The organism is Ruegeria sp. CG4 (assembly GCF_056537185.1).
In genome coordinates this window covers 499,152-519,239 of sequence record NZ_JBQFRB010000003.1, presented here as the reverse complement: position 1 = coordinate 519,239, position 20,088 = coordinate 499,152, and the positions used below count along the sequence as shown (strand labels likewise).

Below are 20,088 nucleotides of genomic sequence, written 5' to 3'. Positions count from 1 at the left end.
AAGGCACGGATAGGCCAAACACCCCGCGTAGCACGAGGCAAGGGGTCGCGCATGCCCAAACACACTACGGTCAAGGATTATATCCGCACCATCGTTGATTTCCCCCATGAAGGGATCATGTTCCGGGACGTCACCACCCTGTTTGCAGATCCGCGTGGGTTTCGCATGGCCATCGACCAGATGCTGCACCCTTATGCGGGCGAGCAGATCGACAAGGTCGTGGGACTTGAGGCGCGCGGATTCATCCTGGGCGGAGCGATAGCGCATCAGCTGAGCGTCGGATTTGTCCCGATCCGCAAGAAAGGCAAGCTGCCCGGTACCACGATCAGCCAGGACTACAAACTGGAATACGGCGAGGCGATCGTCGAAATCCATGACGACGCCATTCAGCCCGGTGAAAAGATCCTTGTCGTCGATGACCTGCTGGCCACCGGCGGCACCGCCGCTGCCGGCATCAAGCTGATCGAACGGCTGGGCGGCGAGATCGTGTCATGCTCATTCATCATCGACCTGCCCGATCTGGGCGGCCGCAAGGTGCTGGAAGGCATGGGCATGGATGTCCACGTCCTGTGTGAATTCGAGGGGCTGTGAGCCTCGATTCAATCACAAAACCGTGAATGGAAATATGCGACCGCGCCGGCTTAGCGCGGTTCACGTTGTGTTCAACCCAAACTTATCGACATATTCAGTGATCTCTTCTTGAGAGCGGCGCGTAGCCCGGTAGATGCCAATAACGGCATTCCATCAAGGGATTACAGACCATGTTTCGCAAACTCGCAATCGCCGGCGCAGCAAGCCTTTTCGTGGGAACAGCTGCTTACGCTGACGGTCATTCCAAGGACATCGTTGACACAGCGGTCGGCGCCGGAAGCTTTGAAACCCTCGTCGCAGCCGTTCAGGCCGCCGAACTGGTCGACACGTTGAAAGGTGAAGGGCCGTTCACCGTATTCGCCCCCACAGACGAGGCGTTTGCCGCCCTGCCCGAAGGCACGGTTGAGACCCTGCTAAAGCCCGAGAACAAGGACCAGCTTGTCGCCGTTCTGACCTACCACGTGGTGCCCGGCAAAGTGATGTCCGGTGACCTGTCCGACGACATGAAAGCCGCAACCGTTCAGGGTGGCGAGGTCACGATCGATCTGGACAATGGCGTTATGATCAACGATGCGAATGTTGTTCAGGCCGATATAGAGACGTCCAATGGCGTCATCCACGTTATCGACAAGGTGATCCTGCCTGGCTCGTAAGTGCAGTGCGCGGCCCGTATCACACGGGCCGCAGCTATGCCTTCAGGACAGCGCCCGGGTTCATTATCCCCTTAGGGTCAAGCGCCGCCTTGATAGCACGCATTGCTGTCAGCTTGGCGGGATCTCCATAGCGCTCAAGATCATCTGTTTTCAGCCGCCCCACCCCGTGTTCAGCGCTGACCGATCCTTCGAATTCGTGCACAAGCTCATGCACCGCATGCTTGACCTCGGCCCGTTGCGCGTCGAAGTCGGACCTGTCTCGGCCCTTTGGCGGGAACACGTTATAGTGCAGATTCCCGTCCCCGAGATGTCCAAAACAATTGATCCGGTACGGCCCAAGCCCGGCCACAAGCTCCGCGCCGCGCCGAATGAACTCGGGGACACGCGAAATCGGGATCGAGATATCGTGGCTTGAGACCGAGCCGATCATCCGGTTCGTCTCGGGGATGTCTTCGCGCACTGACCACAACTCGTGACGCTGTGTTTCGTTCTGGGCAATCACACCATCGCTGACCAAGCCGCGCTGACTTGCCTGTTCAAAAAGGTCCGCAAGCGTGTCTGTCGGAGAAAGCCCGCGCGACAAGCCCAGTTCGATCAGCACACACCATTCCGGCGGCACCGCAAAGGGTTGCCGGATGGCGGGCAGAACTTCGGATAGAAACTCCAGCCCCTGCCGGTGGATCAGTTCGAACGTCGATACCGCTTCGCCGACCTGGTCCCGCGCAAGCGCCAGAAGATCAATGGCGGCCTGCGCAGACGTCACCTGAAACATCGCGGTTCCGATACCGGCCGGGCGCGGAAACAGCTTCAGTGCGGCCGCAGTGATGATCCCCAGTGTCCCTTCCGACCCGATCAACAGGTTCCGCAGATCATAGCCGGTGTTGTCCTTGCGCAACCGGCTCAGCCCGTTCCAGATGTCGCCATTCGGCAGCACCGCCTCAAGGCCCAGGCACAGATCACGCGCATTGCCGTAACGCAGTACGTTCACCCCGCCTGCATTGGTCGCGAGATTCCCGCCGATGCGACAAGACCCCTGCGCGGCAAGGGACAAAGGGAACAGGCGGTCGGCGCTTTCGGCAACTGCCTGGACATCGGCAAGAATCGCCCCAGCCTCGGCCACCAGCACGTTCTCGGACGGATAGACCGCCCGGATGGCCGTCATCCGCTCAAGCGATATTAGCAGCGGCGGCGGTCCGTCCGGCATCACTTGCCCACCGACCAGTCCCGTTCCGCCGCCATAAGGAACAACCGACACCCGTGCGTCGGATGCGATGCGGATCAGGCCCGCCACCTCGTGAACCGTGCGCGGCGCGGCCAGCAGGCCGACATGCCCGGCAAACCGGCGGCGCGGTTCTTCCAGATACCGCGCAGCCACAGGGCGCAGGATCGCGTCACCCAGTTCAGCCTCGATCCTTCGGGCAAGGGTTTCATCGGCGGGATAAAGTGTCATGCCCCTTCCTTGCCCAACTCACGCGGCTGCAACAAGTCTTATTCCAGATCAATCAGGTATTGCGGCTCCAGCACCACGACGGTTGGCCGGTCGGGCAGCGTTTTGAGCGACACCGTGATCTCGGAAACCCCGTCACGCTCCACCGGGAATGTATCCCGGATGTCGACCAGGAACCGATCCAGCGAAAACCCCGAGAACCAGTGCATCGGTATGATAACCGAGCTTTTGAGGCGCTTGAGGACAGTGATCATCTCGGGCAGGGGCATGGTCGTGCCTCCATCCACGGCCGCCATCACCACATCCAAACGTCCCAACGCGGCAAACTGCTCGTCCGAAGGGACATGGTGCAGATGCCCCAGATGGCCGATGCACAGGCCTTCGACCTCGAATACGAAAATAGAATTGCCCTTGGTCTCGACCCCACCCAGGGTCGATCGGATATCGGTCGACACGTTGCGCACCACCAATTCACCAAGATCAAGATAGTGTTCGATCCCCTGCCCGAATTCGCCCCAACCCGGCAGGACATGGGGGATGGCAGGATCCGGATGCGCCGTCCAGTGCGTATTGTGGGCGTGGTTCATCGTCACCACGTCGGGAATCAGATCGGCGCTGCCGATGAAACCGGTGAAATCGGTGACCGAATTCAAGCCGCCCTGCGTCTGGATCAGAAAGGATGCGTGGGCAATGTAACTGATGCGCACCGAAAACTCGGGCACCGGGTCGGTCCACGCCGCCTTGTGCAGATACTCAATGCCCGGTGCCGCGTCTGCAATAGCAATACAATGGCTCGGCCGCCGCTCCTGCGCCGACACCGCTCCCGAGATTACCATCAATGCCAGAACCACCCAGCGCATGATGAGAGTGTAGCGCAGAACGCCACCAAGTCATGCCCCTTGTTCATCTGGCCGAAAATATCCCGGGGGAGACGCGGCTTGACGCGGCCGGGGGCAGAGCCCCCGATGGCCCCTTTGGGGCCACCTACCCGGCGTCGGTCTTGCCGCGCCGGTCCGAACGCAGGCTGGCATAAAGAACATGCGTCCGCCAGCGCCCGTTGATCTGTAGATACGACTGCGCCACGCCTTCGTATTTGAACCCCGAGCTTTCCAGCAACCCGCGCGAGGCATTGTTTTCCGGCAGACAGGCAGCCTCGATCCGGCTCAGGTCAAGGCGGGTAAAGGCGTGGTGCACAACCGCGCCGATGGCCTCGCGCATATACCCCTGCCGGGCAAACGCCTGACCCGTCCAATAGCCAAGCGTTCCGGCCTGCGCCGGGCCACGCCGGATGTTGTCCAGCGTGATCGCCCCCAGCAGCACGTTGTCGCTGCGGCGAAACAGGAACAACGGGATCGCCGTACTGCTGCCGACCGAGCGCTGCGCCCAGTAGACCCGGTTGGTGAAGGATTTGCGGCTCAGGTGATCCTGGGCCCAGATCGGCTCCCACGGGGTCAGGTAGTCGCGCGACGCCCGCCGCAACGCGGCCCAGTCATTGAAATCGGAATGCACAGGCGGACGCAGGCTCAGCCGCTCGGTTTCGAGTTTCAGCTTGCGTCTGCCCAACAGCATCACGCCGCACGCCTCTCCTGCAATTGCGCCAGCGTGGGCGCGCCCGAGACAGGGCCATAGAGCGCCAGCGCTGCCGGGGCCTGTACGGCCATCTGTTCGGCAAAGACGCGGACGTCCTCGGTGCTGACGGCGTCGATTTTGGCGACGGTATCCTCGAGCGAGGGCACCCTGCCCCAGATCTGCACCAGCCGCGCCAAGCGTTCGGCCCGGTTCGAGGGGCTTTCCAGCCCCATCAGCATGCCCGCCTTCATCTGTGCACGGGCACGGGCGACCTCTTCCTCGCTCATGTCTTCGGCGGCGCGCTTCATCTCGTCGATGGTGATCGTTGCCAGTTCGCCAACCTGATCGGCCGATGTTCCGGCATAGATCGTGGTTGTCCCGGTATCGGCATAGGCACCTGTCTGCGCGAAAATCGTGTAGCAAAGCCCGCGCGTCTCGCGCACTTCCTGAAACAGACGCGAGGACATGCCGCCACCCAGTGCGGTCGAGTAGATCTGTGCGGTATAGATCGCATCGTCACGATAGCCTGGGCTTTCCAGCGCCAGTGCGAAATGGGCCTGTTCCAGCGCTTTTTCCTGCCGCGCCTCACCGCCGGTGAACCGCGCAGGCTCGGCGATCAGACCGGTTCTGGGTGTCAGATGGCCAAACATCTCCTCGGCCAGTTTCATCAGCGCATCGTGATCCACAGCGCCGGCGGCGGACAGGATCATCTGATCCGGGCCGTAATGCTCTGCCACGAAACCCGACAGATCCTCGCGCGAGAAGGCACTGACCCTCTCGGTGGGCCCAAGGATGGTCCGGCCCAGAGGCTGATCGTGATAGCTCTGCTCCTGCAACCAGTCAAAGATCACGTCGTCGGGCGTGTCATAGGCCTGACCGATCTCCTGCAGGATGACGCCGCGCTCGACTTCGATCTCGCGCGGGTCGAAAACCGGATTCAGGACAATGTCGCCGATGACATCCATGGCCAGCGCCACGTCGTCTTTCAGGACACGTGCGTAATAGGCCGTTACTTCGCGCGAGGTGTAGGCATTGATATAGCCGCCCACATCTTCGATCGCCTCGGCGATCTGCAGTGCGGAACGCCGCTTGGTTCCCTTGAACGCCATGTGTTCAAGGAAATGGGCGATGCCGTTCTGCTCGATCCGCTCGTGCCGCCCGCCGGCGGTTACCCAGATACCGATGGCCGCCGATTGCAGCCCCGGCATATGTTCACTGACGATACGAAACCCGTTCTTCAGTTGGTCCTGTCTGACAGTCACTCAGCAATATGCCTTCTGATATGATCCTCGAGGGCACCCAGATCGTTGGCAATGCGGGTCACCCGTTCCGGACGTTCATACAGATCAGACATGCGGGATGGAAGAGGCGGATGCACGCCGCTCGCCTTCTCGACCGCAGCCGGGAATTTCGCCGGGTGCGCGGTGGCCAGTGTGATCATCGGCACGTCCGCCGTGCGGTGCGCTTCGGCGACCCTGACGCCGACGGCTGTATGCGGGCAAACCAGCTCGGCGCTGTGGGCGAGCGTGTTCTTGATCGTCGCAAGCGTTTCGTCTTCGGACACGCGACCGGAGTCGAAGCTTTCACGCAAGGCCTCCATCGCGCCCTGGCTGACGTTGAAGCCGCCCGTCTTTAGTTCGTCCATCAATTGGGCCACTGCGGCGCCGTCTTCGCCATAGGCATAATACAGCGCGCGTTCGAAGTTCGAGCTGACCTGAATATCCATCGACGGGCTGATCGAGGGGATCGTGTCGCCTTTGAAGTATCCCTCACCCGACAGACAGCGGTGCAGAATGTCGTTCTGGTTCGTGGCCACGACCAGACGGTCGATTGGAAGCCCCATGCGTTTGGCCAGATAGCCCGCGAAGATGTCACCGAAATTGCCGGTGGGGACGGTAAAGCTGACCTTGCGGTGCGGGGCTCCGAGGCTGACAGCCGCCGAAAAGTAATAGACGATCTGCGCCAGAACACGGGCAAAGTTGATCGAGTTCACGCCCGCCAGTTTCACACCATCGCGGAAGTCGAAATCGTTGAACATATCCTTCAGCGCGGCCTGGCAATCGTCGAAATCCCCATCCACGGCAAGCGCATGCACGTTGCCATCGGCGGGTGTGGTCATCTGACGGCGCTGCACCTCGGACACGCGGCCATGCGGATACAAGATGAATACGTCCACGGCATCCAGACCCCGGAACGCCTCGATGGCCGCCGATCCGGTGTCGCCGCTGGTCGCGCCGACGATGGTCACCCGATCGCCCCGCCGTTTCAGAGCGACCTGGAACAGCTGACCGATCAACTGCATCGCGAAATCCTTGAATGCCAGCGTCGGGCCGTGGAACAATTCCAGCAGGAAATGGTTTTCGTTTAGCTGCTTCAATGGTGCCCGGGCATCATGGCCGAAACCTTCGTAAGCACGGGCGATGATTTCCTTGAACTCATCTTCGGCAAACGAGCCGCTGACATAGGGCCACATCACGCGGAACGCGATTTCTTCATAGGACAGACCGGCCAGAGCGGCGATCTCGTCCTGTGACATTACCGGAATTTCGGCAGGCAGGTACAGGCCGCCATCGCGGGCCAGTCCGGTCAGCATCGCCTCTTCAAAGGTCAGTTCGGGCGCCTGCCCACGGGTCGAGATGTATTTCATGTCGCGTCACTCTCAGTATTGGCACGGCTGCGCCACAGGAAGTACCCGGTCATCGCGGCCCAGACCAGAGCCAGACCAAACCAGGTGATTGCATATTGCAAATGATCGTTCGGGATACCCGCCGCATCCACTGGCAAAGGCGTTACATTCGGGTCGGTTTTCGTGCGGGCAATCAACAGCACCGGCTCCGCTCCCAGCGCTGCGGCCAGATTTGGCACATCCCGGGCAAACCAGATGTTGTCATCGATGTCCGGATCGGGCGTATAGCTGTCGATCTCATCGGGCCAGTGCAGATTGCCGGTGATCTCCATAGGCCCGGTCGAACGCTCCGCCTGCTTGGCAGTGGTCCGGACGAAACCCCGGTCCACCAGAATTGTCCGATCCGCGGTACTGAAGGACTGGATGATGCGATACCCGGCCCCAACCTGCTTGACCGAAACCAGAACATGGATTTCGCCCGGTTCCATTTCGCCAGAGACAGTGACCGGCAGGTACTTGTCGGCATCCTCCGAAACCTGCGGAGGCAAAGCAACGGGCTCGGCTGAGATCCGGCTTTCGATCTCGGCCAGGATCCCCTGTTTCCACGCAAGTCTCTGCACCTGCCAGACGCCCAGCGACACCAGCACGCCCAGACCGGCAACGCCGAAGATCAGCAGAAACAGAAAGCGGCGCATGGCTTGGGCAAACCTCATTGCAGGAACCGGCGTCTTGTTAAGGGCCGTGCGACCCGAATTGCAACCACGCAATTGTATGGGGCGCAATCTTGCGCCCCGGATAGAGAAAAAGCCGCCCCAAAGGGCGGCTTTTGCAATTGGATCACCAAAGCGGAGTTACATCAGCGGGGCCTGACCCCAGATGTAGACGGCAAAGAACAGGAACAGCCAGACAACGTCCACGAAGTGCCAATACCAGGCGGCCGCTTCGAAACCGACGTGTTTCTCGGGCGTGAAATCGCCTTTCAGTGCGCGGATCAGACAGACCGTCAGGAAGATGGTGCCGATGATCACGTGTGCGCCATGGAACCCGGTTGCCATGAAGAAGTTCGAATAGAACTGATCGCCGCCGAATTCCCAACCACCGTGGGCCAGCAGTTCGTAATATTCGAAACCCTGCAGGAAGGTAAACGCAATACCCAGCGCGATACCGATTGCCAGACCCTGCACCAGTGCCTTTCGGTCATTGCCGTGCACAAGCGCGTGGTGCGCCCAGGTGATCGCGCAGCCCGACAACAGCAGAACCAGCGTGTTGATCAGCGGCAGGTGGAACGGGTCAACCGCGTGGATGTCCGGCTGGATGTATTCGGTGCCGGCATAGTCGTACATCGGGTACATCCGATGTTTGAAGAACGACCAGAACCAGGCAAAGAAGAACATCACCTCGGACATCACGAACAGGATGAAGCCGTAGCGCAGGCCGATACGGACAACCGGCGTGTGGTCGCCCTGACGGCTTTCGACCACCACTTCGGACCACCAGGCGAACATGGTGTAGAGAACGGCCACCAGACCGGCCCAGAATATCCACGGAGTGATTCCGTGCATCCACAAAACGGCTCCGAACAGCATCACAAAACCACCGACGGCGCCAACAAGCGGCCAGATCGAGGGGTTCAGAATGTGGTAGTCATGGTCTTTAGCGTGTGCCATCAGTGTCCCTCACCTTAAGGCGTTAGTTCGTATTTGTGTCTGCCTGCACGTCAAGGGCAGCATAGCCCTCGGGCAGGTCGATTTCGTAGAATGTATACGACAGAGTGATCGTATGAACATACTGTGCTTCGGGGTCTTCGACGATTTCGGGGTCGACAAAGAAGGTTACGGGCATCTCGACCCGCTCACCCGGCTGCAATACCTGCTCGTCAAAGCAGAAGCAGGCGATCTTCTGGAAATACCCGCCTGCCGAATACGGCGTCACGTTATAGGACGCCTGCCCGGCAATGGGTTTGTCGGTCGGATTGTAGGCCTCGTAAAAGGCCAGCCCGGTTTCCCCGATGCGGACCTTCATCTCGCGTTCGACGGGCTTGAACTCCCACGGCATGCCCTTGGCCTTGGAGCCGTCGAAACGGATCGTGACCATGCGGTCGAGAATGTTATCAGGGGCTTGCTGAGCGACGCCGGTGGTGCCACCAAATCCTGTAACCCTGCAGAACCAGTTGTAAAACGGCACCGCAGCCCAGGCCAGACCGCCCATCAGGACGACCACACCGACCAGTTGCACAACCGTTTTTTGAGGACCCGACATCGCCATCAGTTCTGCACCTCGACAGCGGGACCCGTGAAGGAACTGCTGGAAACCTTGGCGATGGTCAGGCCGAAGATGATCACGATGAAAGCAGCCAGGGTCAGCCCCACGCCAAGATTACGGCTGAAACGGCGCTGATGCAGCTCGTGGCTTTTGCGCAGGCTCATGACCAGCCTCCCAGCCCATAGGGCTTCAGCAGCGCTTCCACGAGAATGGCGCCGAAATGCAGGAACAGATACAGCAGTGACAGTTTGAAGAAGCCACGCTCGACCTTGAAATTGTCCGCCTCGGCATCGTCTTCGCTGCGGCGGGAAATCCGCCATGCGCCGCGCAGGAACAGCGCATTCAGAACAAGGGCGACGGTCAGATAGACCGGGCCGCCAATGCCCGAGAAGGCCGTGCCAACCGCTAGAATGGCCAGCAGCGCAGTATAGATCAGGATATGCACACGGGTCGCGCGTCGCCCATGAGTGACCGTCAGCATCGGAACACCGGCATCGTCGTAATCCGTGCGCATGAACAAGGCCAGCGCCCAGAAATGCGGCGGCGTCCACATGAAGGTCAGAGCGAACATCAGCCACGGCTCAAGCGTCATGGAGCCTGTGGCGGCAACCCAGCCGATCACCGGCGGGAACGCTCCGGCCGCGCCGCCGATCACGATGTTCTGCGGCGTCAGGCGCTTCAGCCACATCGTGTAGATCACGACATAGAAAAAGATGGTAAAGGCCAGAAACGCACCGGCAAAGATGTTCGTAGCCAGCGCCAGCATGATGACCGACATGCCCGACAACGCAAGGCCTAGCGCCATCGCCTCGCCCGGTTCAACCTTGCCGGACGGGATGGGACGACCCTTGGTGCGTTTCATCACCTTGTCGATGTCCGCATCCCACCACATGTTCAGCGCGCCGGACGCACCGCCACCGATGGCAATGAACAGAATGGCGCAAAAACCGACCACGGGATTCACGGAAACCGGAGCCGCCAGCAGACCGACCAGCGCGGTGAACACGACCAGAGACATCACACGCGGCTTCAGTAGGGCGAAATAATCGCCAAAGCTGGCCTCGTCCGCGTATCCCTTCGCGGTCACGGTGCTGGCATTGAAGCTTGCGTCGCTCATTTCCGGTCCTTTGTGGGCGAAAGCTGCGCGATTAACGCGCAGCCTGCATGTTGTTTCAGGCGGGGCCAGCCCGCCCTGTCGCGTTTACTTGGCAGCAATCTGATAGGATTGCGGCAGGCCTGCGTATTCGTCGATCGCACTCTTCAGCCATTCATCATAGGCTTCCTGGCTGACGACCTTGACGGTGATCGGCATATAGGCGTGGTCTTTGCCACACAGTTCCGAACACTGGCCGAAATAGATGCCTTCCTTGTCGGCCTCGAACCACAGCTCGGCCAGACGACCGGGTACACCGTCCTGCTTCACGCCGAAGGACGGGATCGTCCACGAGTGGATCACATCGGATGCGGTCACCTGCATGACGACGACCTTGTTCACCGGTACGACAACCGCAGTGTCGGTGGCCAACAGCCATTCATCGTCGCTGTATCCGGAATCGGCCAGCTTGGCGCGCATCGCGTCGTCCAAAACAAACGGCGTCACGTCAGCGTCAGCTGGGCGGGCACCTTCGTCCAGGGTGGCCGGGTGGCCCAGCAGGTAGCTGTCGAACGCAAAGTCGTGATCGACGTATTCATAGGTCCAGTACCACTGGTTGCCGACAACCTTGATCACCACGTCGCCTTCGGGAATCTCCTGCTGCTTGAACAGAACCGGCAACGAGAAGGCGCCAATGAAGACCAGAATCAGGATCGGGCCAAGCGTCCAGGCGATCTCGACCGGGGTGTAGTGAGAGAAACCGGCTGGCTTCGGGTTAACGCGCTGATTGTAGCGCACGATGCAATAAAGCAGCAGGCCACCAACCAGCAAACAAACGGCGGTGATGATGACCAGAATCATCCCATCCAGATCCCGAATCCCTTCGGCCAGGCTGGTGGCGGGGGGCTGGAAACCCATGCCACCATCGACCGGCTTGCCGATAATCTCAAGCTCCTGAGCCATGGCGGGAAGGCTGGAGAGGGCTGTCATAAACCCCGAAAGCATCAAAGCATTCTTCATTTTCTGTCCTGATCGTTTGATCTTTGCGTCCCTGGCGAAAAGGTGTGAATCGGCCACACCTCTCCCGTTGTCTTTGGCCGCGTTAAAAACCATATTCCTGCGGGTAGATAAAGCAAAATGCTTGCGTCAAACAGACGCTATTTTTGATCTGGATCAAACCGGAAAGGTCCCAAGCCATGTCAAACGACCCGTTTCGCCCCTTTGAAACCGCAATTCCGCATGATGAAGCGCTTGCGGTGCTGCAATCGGCAACGGCGGGCGCCGAGGATGGCGAGCTGTTCGTGGAACGCCGTAAATCCGAATCTCTGGTCTTTGATGACGGTCGACTGCGGACCGCGTCTTATGATGCGTCCGAAGGATTTGGACTGCGCGCCGTGCAGGGCGAAGTTGCCGGATATGCGCATTCCACGGACGTTTCGATCCCCGCGCTGAAACGGGCGGCCGAGACCGCGCGGCTGGCGGTCGGGGATGGCGGTGGCACGCTGGCCGAGGCGCCGCGGGCGACCAACAAGCGGCTTTACACAGATGAGGATCCGATCGAAACCGCCAGCTTTCCGGTCAAAATCGAGACGCTGCGCGAGATTGATGCGTTTTCCCGCGATCTCGACCCCCGGGTGGTTCAGGTCAGCGCAACCATCGCAGCCGCAGTACAGGAGGTTGAGATTCTGCGCCCTGATGGCGTTCTGGTGCGAGACGTGCGCCCGATGACCCGTCTGAACATCTCGGTCATCGTGGAGCAGAACGGACGCCGCGAAAGCGGTTCAGCCGGTGGCGGTGGCCGTATCGGTCTGGATGGGCTGATCGATCCGGCGGACTGGCAGGACAAGGCGCGCGAGGCATTGCGGATCGCTCTGGTCAACCTGGACGCAGTCCCTGCCCCGGCCGGTGTGATGGAAGTGGCCCTCGGCCCCGGCTGGCCCGGTATCCTGCTGCACGAGGCGATTGGGCACGGGCTTGAAGGGGATTTCAACCGCAAGGGCAGTTCGGCTTTTGCCGGGCTAATGGGGCAGCAGATCGCGTCCAGGGGGGTAACTGTGGTCGATGACGGCACCATCGCGGACCGGCGTGGCTCGATCACGGTGGACGACGAAGGCACGCCCAGTTCCCGCACAGTTCTGATCGAAGACGGAATACTGACGGGATATATGCAGGACCGCCAGAACGCACGGCTGATGAATGTTGCGCCCACCGGCAACGGGCGGCGGCAAAGCTATGCGCACAAGCCAATGCCACGCATGACCAACACGATCATGCTGGGAGGCGATGCGGACCCTGCGGCCCTGGTTGCGGACATCAAGGACGGTATCTGGGCCGTAGGCTTTGGCGGTGGTCAGGTGGATATCACCAACGGCAAGTTTGTTTTCTCCTGCACCGAGGCGTATCGGGTCGAGAACGGCAAGATCGGTGCACCAGTCAAGGGCGCGACGCTGATCGGGGATGGCCCTTCCGCCCTGAAGCGCATTCGCGGGCTTGGAAATGACATGGAGCTGGACCCGGGCATGGGCACCTGCGGCAAGGACGGGCAATGGGTGCCTGTGGGGGTCGGCCAACCAACCGTTCTGATGGATGGCCTGACCGTGGGCGGATCGGCCGCCTGAGCGGGAATCAATTGGAGACTCAAGGGCGCAGGGTTAACACTGCGCCTGATTTTTTGACTTCTGCATTGGAATGACCGCAAACTGCGCAAGGAAAGCTATCGCGGTTTTTCTTTTTACTTTCCATTGGTTATCCTGCAATCAAATCACACCACCTGTGCAAATAGCATCTAATTTTCAACGATTCACAGGCTGTTAACCCCGCATCCCGTAAACCAGTTCTGCAATCAGGCGGAGCAACGGATGACTGAAGAGCAGCTTTCTTCCTATCACCCCCCACTCCCACCCACCACGGAAGAGGACCGGTTTTCCTGGCTCCGTCTGTTGCGCTCACGCAAGGTTGGCCCGGCAACATTCCGGCGACTGTTGCGCGAACATGGCTCAGCGCAGAATGCGCTGGCCGCGTTGCCGGAAATGGCACGCGCCGCCGGGATCGAAGACTATGAAATATGCCCACCCGGCGTGATTGAGGCGGAGCTCAGGGCTGCAAAAGCCGCAAAAGCGCGGCTTCTGTGCCTTGGGGCCGCTGACTTCCCCGCTTCCCTGTCGACCCTGTCTGACGCACCCCCGATGCTGTGGGCCATCGGTGACATCAGCGTACTGGCAAAACCGGCAATTGCTTTGGTCGGCGCGCGCAACTGCTCGTCCCTCGGGGGGCGCATGGCCCGGAACCTGGCGAAAGAGCTTGGGGCGTGCGGTTATACGGTCGTCTCAGGCATGGCGCGCGGCATCGACACATCCGCGCACATCGCATCGCTGGACACCGGAACGGTGGCTGTTCTGGCAGGCGGGGTCGACGTTGTTTATCCGGCGGAAAATACCGATCTTGCGAACGATATTGCACGCAAGGGCCTGCGATTGTCCGAACAGCCGATGGGGGTGACGCCGCAGGCACGGCATTTCCCGCGGCGCAACCGCATCATCTCGGGCCTCGCGCAGGCGGTTGTGGTGGTCGAGGCGGCGGCAAAATCCGGCAGTCTGATCACGGCGCGGGACGCGCTGGATCAGGGGCGCGAGGTTCTGGCCGTACCCGGCCACCCGTTCGATGCCCGCGCCGCCGGGTGCAACCTGCTGATCCGCGATGGCGCCACGCTGGTCCGTTCTGCGCAAGACGTGATTGACGCACTGCCGCCGCAACAATCTGTGGCAGAGGCGCCGGAACTTCCGCTAAGCCTTCAACCTTCGTCTGACGCCCCTGCAATGCCAGAGGCGTCAGTCTTGCAGGCCGAAATTTTGGCGCGGCTGGGTCCTTCGCCGGTGGCCGAAGACCAGTTGATCCGGGACATTGCCGCCTCGGCCGAGGCCATCGCCCCGGCCTTGCTGGATCTGGAACTGGACGGACGAATCCAGCGGCAGGCGGGCGGCCTGCTTTCGCGAGTAGCCTGATCACCGGCTTTTGCGCGGCCCCGTCTGTTTGAAGAAATTTGGCCCGGCCAGAGCGCTGAAATTGCGGGAAAAACAAGATGCGGCAAGGTACGCATTGACAATTCGATCTTGCCGCACACATTTTGCACCGCCATACAAAGCGCAAAGCCTGTCGAGCAAGGATTCATCTTAAATGCCTGTAGTTGTTGTAGAATCTCCGGCCAAAGCAAAAACAATCAACAAATATCTGGGCCCCGACTACACCGTTCTGGCCTCGTACGGCCATGTACGCGACTTGCCGCCGAAGGACGGATCGGTTGATCCAGAGCATGAATTCTCGATGAAATGGGAAGTCGGCAATGACAGCCGCAAGCACGTCAAGGCCATCGCCGACGCACTTAAGGACGACAATGCGCTGATCCTGGCCACTGACCCCGATCGCGAGGGCGAAGCAATCAGCTGGCACCTGCAGGAAGCGCTGACCAAGCGGCGCTCGATCAAGAAAGACACTCCGGTCAGCCGGGTTACATTCAACGCCATCACCAAAGAGGCTGTGACGCAGGCGATGCAGAACCCACGTCAGGTGGACATGCCGCTGGTCGAGGCTTATCTGGCCCGCCGTGCGCTGGATTACCTGGTGGGGTTCAACCTGTCACCCGTTCTGTGGCGCAAGCTGCCCGGCGCGCGGTCGGCTGGCCGGGTGCAGTCGGTCTGCCTGCGCCTGATCGTCGAGCGCGAGATGGAGATCGAGGCGTTCAAACCGGTCGAATACTGGTCGGTGCGGGCCTTGTTCGAAACACCCCGCGGCCAGACCTACGAGGCCCGGCTGGTCACGCTGGCCGGAAAAAAGCTGGACAAGCACGACCTGACCAATTCGACACAAGCCGAATTGGCAGTTCAGGCCATCACCAGCCGCGCGTTGAGCGTGACATCAGTCGAGGCCAAGCCTGCCGCCCGCAACCCAAGCGCGCCGTTCATGACATCCACGCTGCAGCAGGAAGCCAGCCGCAAGTTCGGCATGGGAGCCCGCCACGCGATGCAGGTGGCGCAGCGGCTGTATGAGGCGGGTTACATTACATATATGCGGACTGACGGCATCGACATGGCGCCAGAAGCTGTGACTGCCACCCGCGACGCCATCGCCGACCGATATGGCGCAGAATACGTGCCAGACAGCCCGCGCATGTATAAGAACAAGGCCAAGAACGCTCAGGAAGCGCATGAATGTATCCGCCCGACGGATATGACCCGCGATGCCAAGGCGCTGAAGGTCACGGATGAGGATCAGCGCAAGCTTTATGATCTGATCTGGAAACGTACAATCGCCTGCCAGATGGCCGCCGCCCGGCTGGAGCGGACCACGGTCGAGATTGGCAGCGCCGACGGTCAGGTCGGTCTGCGCGCCACCGGGCAGGTGGTTTTGTTCGACGGGTTCATGCGCGTCTATGAAGAGGGCCGCGATGACGTCACGGATGACGACGAAAAACGCCTGCCTCAGATCATGAAGGGGGACCCTGCCCCGTTTGCCAAGACCTCATTGCGGGATCAGCACACCAAGGCCACGAGCGATGACAAGGCCGCCATCCTGTCCGAGAATGAAGCCGTTCTGGCCCTGCAACATCACACCCAGCCGCCCCCGCGCTATACCGAGGCTACCCTTGTGAAGCGGATGGAGGAGCTGGGGATCGGGCGCCCTTCAACCTACGCCAGCATTGTCACGACGATCCAGGACCGGGAATATGTGCGCAAGGACAAGAACCGGCTGATCCCTGAAGAAAAGGGTCGCATCGTCACCATCTTCCTGCTGAATTTCTTCCGTCAGTACGTGGGCTATGAGTTCACCGCCAATCTGGAAGAACAGCTGGACGACGTCAGCGCCGGGGATCGCGACTACAAGGATCTGTTGGGCAAGTTTTGGCGCGAGTTTTCGGCTGCAATCGGCGAGACCTCGGAGCTGCGCATTTCGGAAGTGCTGGACAAGCTGGACGAAGCGCTGGCGCCGCAGCTTTATCCGCCGCGCGAGGACGGGTCGGATCCGCGTATCTGCCCGAAATGCGGCGTGGGGCAATTACATCTGAAGACGTCGCGCACCGGCGGGTTCGTCGGGTGCGGCAACTACCCGGAATGCACGTATACCCGTCCGATCGCCGGTGAAGGCGCGGAAGGCGACGAACGTCTTCTGGGCGAGGATGCGGGTGATGAGATCTGGCTGAAATCCGGCCGCTTTGGTCCTTATGTCCAGCGTGGCGAGCCGACGCCGGAGAACAAGAAACCCCCCCGTGCGTCGCTGCCGCGTGGCTGGAGCAAGGATGACATGGATCTGGACAAGGCGCTGACCCTTCTCAGCCTGCCCCGCCAGATCGGCGAACACCCCGAAGGTGGAATGATCAGCGCGAATTTCGGTCGCTTCGGGCCTTACCTGATGCATCAACTGGCCGATGAAGCCAAACCGGTTTACGCCAACCTCAAAGATCCCAATGACGTGTTCGAGATCGGGATGAACCGGGCCGTTGAACTGCTGGCCGAAAAACGGGCCAACCCCGGTCGGGGCCGTAATGCGGCGGCTAAACCGCTGAAGGAACTGGGCGAGCATCCCGATGGCGGCGCGATGCAGGTTCTGGACGGGCGCTACGGGCCGTATGTGAAATGGGAGAAAGTCAACGCGACCATTCCCAAGGACGTAAAACCCGAAGACGTGACGCAGGAAATGGCCGTTGAACTGGTCAACGAGCGTGCGGCCAAGAAGGGCACCAAGAAAAAAGCTGCGCCAAAGAAGAAGGCCGCTGCCAAGAAGACAGCCAAGAAGGCGGGCTGAGACGGGGCTAGGTAGAAATACCATTGCCCTCTGGTTTCATTGACTTCCCCGTGACGTGGCGGCACAACCTGCCGCATCACCATGTCATTGGGGGAGTTTTCCATGAAGAAAATCTATGCCAATGCCACTGAAGCGCTCGATGGGGTGCTGTCGGATGGCATGCTGATTGCGGCGGGCGGTTTCGGCCTGTGCGGTATTCCCGAACTGCTGCTTGAGGCGATCCGGGAATCGGGCGCCAAGGATCTGACTTTTGCCAGCAACAACGCCGGGGTCGACGATTTCGGTATCGGCATCCTGCTGCAGACGAAGCAGGTCAAAAAGATGATCAGCTCGTATGTCGGTGAAAACGCCGAATTCATGCGCCAGTATCTGAGCGGCGAGTTGGAGCTGGAATTCAACCCGCAAGGCACTCTGGCCGAACGTATGCGCGCAGGCGGCGCGGGCATCCCCGGCTTTTATACCAAGACCGGCGTGGGTACCGTGATTGCAGACGGCAAGGAACACAAGGACTTCAACGGCGAGACCTACATCATGGAGGAAGGCATTTTTGCCGATCTCGCCATCGTCAAAGCCTGGAAGGCCGATGACACCGGCAACCTGATTTTCCGCAAGACTGCACGCAACTTCAATGTACCTGCCGCGACCTGCGGCAAGATCTGCATCGCCGAAGTTGAAGAGATCGTGCCGCGCGGCTCGCTCGACCCGGATGGGATCCATCTGCCCGGCATCTACGTGCACCGCATCATTCAGGGTAGTCACGAAAAGCGCATCGAACAGCGCACCACCCGCAAGAAGGAGGACGCATAATGCCCTGGGACCGCAATCAGATGGCCGCACGCGCGGCGGAAGAGCTGGAAGATGGCATGTATGTGAACCTCGGCATCGGCATTCCGACGCTGGTGGCGAACTACGTGGGCGACAAGGACATCACACTGCAATCCGAGAACGGCATGCTGGGCATGGGTCCATTCCCGTTCGAGGGTGAAGAAGACCCCGACCTGATCAACGCGGGCAAGCAGACGATCACCGAACTGTCCCGCACGTCCTACTTCGACAGCGCCACGTCCTTTGCCATGATCCGGGGCGGCAAGATCGCTGCGGCGATTCTGGGTGCCATGGAAGTGGACGAAAAGGGCGATCTGGCCAACTGGATGATCCCGGGCAAGCTGGTCAAGGGTATGGGCGGCGCGATGGATCTGGTCGCCGGCGTCGGTCGTGTGATCGTGGTCATGGATCACACCAACAAACATGGCGATTCAAAAGTGCTGAAGGAATGCACCTTGCCGCTGACAGGTAAGGGCGTCGTTGATCGCATCATCACCAATCTGGGCGTTCTGGATGTGGTTGAAGGCGGCCTGAAGATTGTCGAACTGGCCGACGGTGTCAGTGAAGACGATATGCGGGCCTCGACCCTGGCCACGATCGTCGACTGATTGACCTGATATTGAATGGCCCGCCAACACGCGGGCCATTTTCAGTTTAGCGTCTGAAATACGCAGCCATCCGAGATCAGTTCCGGCGGGGTCGAGCACAACGCGCGCGCCACCTGAAACGCTGCAAGCACTTTTGGCACGTAATCGCGGGTTTCCGCATAAGGCGGCACACCACTGTGTTTGCGAACGGCCCCTTCGCCCGCATTATATCCGGCCAGAACCAGAATCGGGTCGTTTTTGAATTCACCCATCAGCCAGTTCAGGTATTTCACACCGCCCGCGATATTCTGCGAGGGCTGAAAACTGTCCTCGACACCGAACCTTTCGGCCGTAGCGGGCATCAGTTGCATCAACCCTTGCGCACCGGCTGAACTGACAGCATCCGCCCGACCGGCCGATTCCACGGAAATCACCGCAAGGACAAGTGCCGGGGAAACCTTCGTTCCCACTGTCGAGCGCAGAATGTCGATCCCCTGCAGCTGTGCAATGTTTTGAAGGGTCTGCAAACGTGGTGAAGCAACATTTGTGGATGAAAGCGCATTGATCGCCATATCCAGCCGCCCTGCCCCGGCTTCAGCCAGTTCCGGCGAGATCTTGTCCCAGAAGGCGGTGTAGGAACCGACGGGTTTTTCAGGGCTGTTCGACCCCGGCAGGTTCTCAGGCGGAAGCGCGGTGCGCTTGACCACTTCAGGCGTTTCAAGCTCGGCCCCGGTGCTGGGGGCAAAAGGCTGGGATGCATGTTCTTCAGCCGTGATCTGAACGGTGATGCGCGGGCGCGCGCCGGGCTTTGGCGCCTTGATCCTTTTATAGACGCCTCTCGGCTCGATATCGGCGGCGATCACCGGAACCGTGCCCGATATCAGAAATGCCGACACGCCGGCGCATGTGATTGCGTACCGGAGATTCATTTTTTGCCTGCCTCTTGTTTTCTTTTGATGAATTTGAACCTCGAATCCGGCCGCAAGGCCAGAAAAACAAAGCGAATTGGGGCAATTTCGCCTCATTTGGCGCAATTTTGCATCTCTTGCGAAGGTCATCACCGTCACTTTGAAAATTTTATTTGTTCTTTTTCAATGAGATACAGAATTCGTCACCAAAAAGTTAAGACGAAGCGCAAAAAAACTGTGTTTGGCCCAATTCCTGCCACGCACAACAGTCAAACATATATCCATACCGAGACGGTCATGAGCGGACTGAGAGAGAAAGCTCTGAAAGACGCCAAGGTTAATTGACTTAGATCCTTTAGGAGGGACGTAACATGATCAAGTTCATCAAGAACTTCCGCAAAGACGAAGACGGCGCCGTAACAGTTGACTGGGTTGTTCTGACCGCAGCAGTCATCGGTCTGGGCACCGTGGCCTACCAGCAGATCGCCAACGGCGCACAGGGCATGGCAACCGACGTGAACACCGCGCTGAGCAGCGCAACCCTGAACACCGGCACAAGCGATGGCACCCAAGCCGGCGGTATCACCACTTCGGGTACCAACTAAGCCAAATAGTTCCCGGAACGGGAAACAGGCCGCGCCAAAATTGGCGCGGCTTTTCTTTTGGAACCGTGAGTTCAAGGACCGGCCAGGCAAGGCACCGGCGATTTGGCAACCGAGCGAAAATCAGGCG

The 20,088-nt window shown here is 60.0% G+C and carries 21 protein-coding genes; 8 read left to right on the top strand and 13 right to left on the bottom strand.

Features of this window, described 5'->3' with window-relative positions; all coding sequences use genetic code 11:
* Positions 1–51 precede the first annotated feature (51 nt).
* Positions 52–591 carry an adenine phosphoribosyltransferase gene (locus ACR0J2_RS11960; protein WP_170619414.1) on the top strand — a complete coding sequence of 180 codons (540 nt, stop codon included), beginning with the start codon at positions 52–54 and terminating at the stop codon, positions 589–591.
* 153 nt (positions 592–744) lie between these two features.
* Here ACR0J2_RS11960 and ACR0J2_RS11955 read toward each other — a convergent pair whose 3' ends face one another.
* Positions 745–855, bottom strand: coding sequence for a hypothetical protein (locus tag ACR0J2_RS11955; RefSeq protein ID WP_480812729.1), 111 nt, complete (start codon positions 853–855; stop codon positions 745–747).
* Between ACR0J2_RS11955 and ACR0J2_RS11950 the strand changes: the two genes are divergently transcribed.
* Positions 804–1,244, top strand: coding sequence for a fasciclin domain-containing protein (locus ACR0J2_RS11950; protein WP_480812728.1), 441 nt, complete (start codon positions 804–806; stop codon positions 1,242–1,244). The genes ACR0J2_RS11955 and ACR0J2_RS11950 overlap by 52 nt on opposite strands.
* Before the next feature lie 34 nt (positions 1,245–1,278).
* Here the strand turns inward: ACR0J2_RS11950 and ACR0J2_RS11945 are convergent, their stop codons facing one another.
* The 11 genes from ACR0J2_RS11945 to coxB form a co-directional block, all read right to left on the bottom strand.
* Positions 1,279–2,694 carry an FAD-binding oxidoreductase gene (locus ACR0J2_RS11945; RefSeq protein WP_480812677.1) on the bottom strand — a complete coding sequence of 472 codons (1,416 nt, stop codon included), beginning with the start codon at positions 2,692–2,694 and terminating at the stop codon, positions 1,279–1,281.
* A gap of 38 nt (positions 2,695–2,732) precedes the next feature.
* Complete coding sequence (locus tag ACR0J2_RS11940) at positions 2,733–3,551, bottom strand: MBL fold metallo-hydrolase (protein ID WP_480812676.1); 819 nt, start codon at positions 3,549–3,551, stop codon at positions 2,733–2,735.
* Between the two features lie 124 nt (positions 3,552–3,675).
* Positions 3,676–4,260, bottom strand: coding sequence for a GNAT family N-acetyltransferase (locus ACR0J2_RS11935; protein ID WP_170613774.1), 585 nt, complete (start codon positions 4,258–4,260; stop codon positions 3,676–3,678).
* The gene (locus tag ACR0J2_RS11930; protein WP_480812675.1) at positions 4,260–5,522 is read right to left on the bottom strand and encodes a M16 family metallopeptidase; all 1,263 of its coding nucleotides are present in this window, start codon (positions 5,520–5,522) and stop codon (positions 4,260–4,262) included. The genes ACR0J2_RS11935 and ACR0J2_RS11930 overlap by 1 nt, the downstream gene beginning before the upstream one ends.
* Complete coding sequence (thrC, locus tag ACR0J2_RS11925; protein WP_480713805.1) at positions 5,519–6,907, bottom strand: threonine synthase; 1,389 nt, start codon at positions 6,905–6,907, stop codon at positions 5,519–5,521. The genes ACR0J2_RS11930 and thrC overlap by 4 nt, the downstream gene beginning before the upstream one ends.
* Positions 6,904–7,581 (bottom strand): SURF1 family protein, encoded by a 678-nt coding sequence (locus tag ACR0J2_RS11920; RefSeq protein ID WP_480812674.1) that lies wholly within the window; start codon positions 7,579–7,581, stop codon positions 6,904–6,906. Before ACR0J2_RS11920 ends, thrC begins: the two co-directional genes overlap by 4 nt.
* A gap of 156 nt (positions 7,582–7,737) precedes the next feature.
* The gene (locus ACR0J2_RS11915; protein WP_170613246.1) at positions 7,738–8,553 is read right to left on the bottom strand and encodes a cytochrome c oxidase subunit 3; all 816 of its coding nucleotides are present in this window, start codon (positions 8,551–8,553) and stop codon (positions 7,738–7,740) included.
* Between the two features lie 22 nt (positions 8,554–8,575).
* Positions 8,576–9,151: a cytochrome c oxidase assembly protein gene (locus ACR0J2_RS11910; RefSeq protein ID WP_480812673.1), complete on the bottom strand. Its 576-nt coding sequence runs from the start codon at positions 9,149–9,151 to the stop codon at positions 8,576–8,578.
* Positions 9,151–9,312: a hypothetical protein gene (locus ACR0J2_RS11905; protein ID WP_170807768.1), complete on the bottom strand. Its 162-nt coding sequence runs from the start codon at positions 9,310–9,312 to the stop codon at positions 9,151–9,153. The genes ACR0J2_RS11910 and ACR0J2_RS11905 overlap by 1 nt, the downstream gene beginning before the upstream one ends.
* Positions 9,309–10,265: a heme o synthase gene (gene cyoE / locus ACR0J2_RS11900; protein WP_170807767.1), complete on the bottom strand. Its 957-nt coding sequence runs from the start codon at positions 10,263–10,265 to the stop codon at positions 9,309–9,311. The genes ACR0J2_RS11905 and cyoE overlap by 4 nt, the downstream gene beginning before the upstream one ends.
* A gap of 84 nt (positions 10,266–10,349) precedes the next feature.
* Positions 10,350–11,261 carry a cytochrome c oxidase subunit II gene (gene coxB, locus ACR0J2_RS11895; RefSeq protein WP_480812672.1) on the bottom strand — a complete coding sequence of 304 codons (912 nt, stop codon included), beginning with the start codon at positions 11,259–11,261 and terminating at the stop codon, positions 10,350–10,352.
* Between the two features lie 176 nt (positions 11,262–11,437).
* On the opposite strand from coxB, the gene tldD reads away from it, so the two are divergent.
* From tldD to ACR0J2_RS11870, 5 genes are all read left to right on the top strand, one after another.
* Positions 11,438–12,859 (top strand): metalloprotease TldD, encoded by a 1,422-nt coding sequence (tldD, locus tag ACR0J2_RS11890; RefSeq protein ID WP_480812671.1) that lies wholly within the window; start codon positions 11,438–11,440, stop codon positions 12,857–12,859.
* A 240-nt stretch (positions 12,860–13,099) separates the two neighbouring features.
* Complete coding sequence (gene dprA, locus ACR0J2_RS11885; RefSeq protein ID WP_170825134.1) at positions 13,100–14,242, top strand: DNA-processing protein DprA; 1,143 nt, start codon at positions 13,100–13,102, stop codon at positions 14,240–14,242.
* 172 nt (positions 14,243–14,414) lie between these two features.
* Complete coding sequence (topA, locus tag ACR0J2_RS11880) at positions 14,415–17,036, top strand: type I DNA topoisomerase (protein ID WP_170807763.1); 2,622 nt, start codon at positions 14,415–14,417, stop codon at positions 17,034–17,036.
* A 102-nt stretch (positions 17,037–17,138) separates the two neighbouring features.
* Positions 17,139–17,843: a CoA transferase subunit A gene (locus ACR0J2_RS11875; protein ID WP_170613262.1), complete on the top strand. Its 705-nt coding sequence runs from the start codon at positions 17,139–17,141 to the stop codon at positions 17,841–17,843.
* Positions 17,843–18,469 carry a 3-oxoacid CoA-transferase subunit B gene (locus tag ACR0J2_RS11870; protein ID WP_480812670.1) on the top strand — a complete coding sequence of 209 codons (627 nt, stop codon included), beginning with the start codon at positions 17,843–17,845 and terminating at the stop codon, positions 18,467–18,469. Before ACR0J2_RS11875 ends, ACR0J2_RS11870 begins: the two co-directional genes overlap by 1 nt.
* A 41-nt stretch (positions 18,470–18,510) precedes the next feature.
* On the opposite strand, the gene ACR0J2_RS11865 is transcribed toward ACR0J2_RS11870, so the two are convergent.
* On the bottom strand, positions 18,511–19,377 hold the full coding sequence (locus tag ACR0J2_RS11865; protein ID WP_170613266.1) for a lytic transglycosylase domain-containing protein: 867 nt from the start codon (positions 19,375–19,377) through the stop codon (positions 18,511–18,513).
* A gap of 350 nt (positions 19,378–19,727) precedes the next feature.
* Between ACR0J2_RS11865 and ACR0J2_RS11860 the strand changes: the two genes are divergently transcribed.
* A complete protein-coding gene (locus tag ACR0J2_RS11860; RefSeq protein ID WP_321251503.1) occupies positions 19,728–19,961 on the top strand; it encodes a hypothetical protein in 234 nt (77 codons plus the stop codon).
* Positions 19,962–20,088 lie beyond the last annotated feature (127 nt).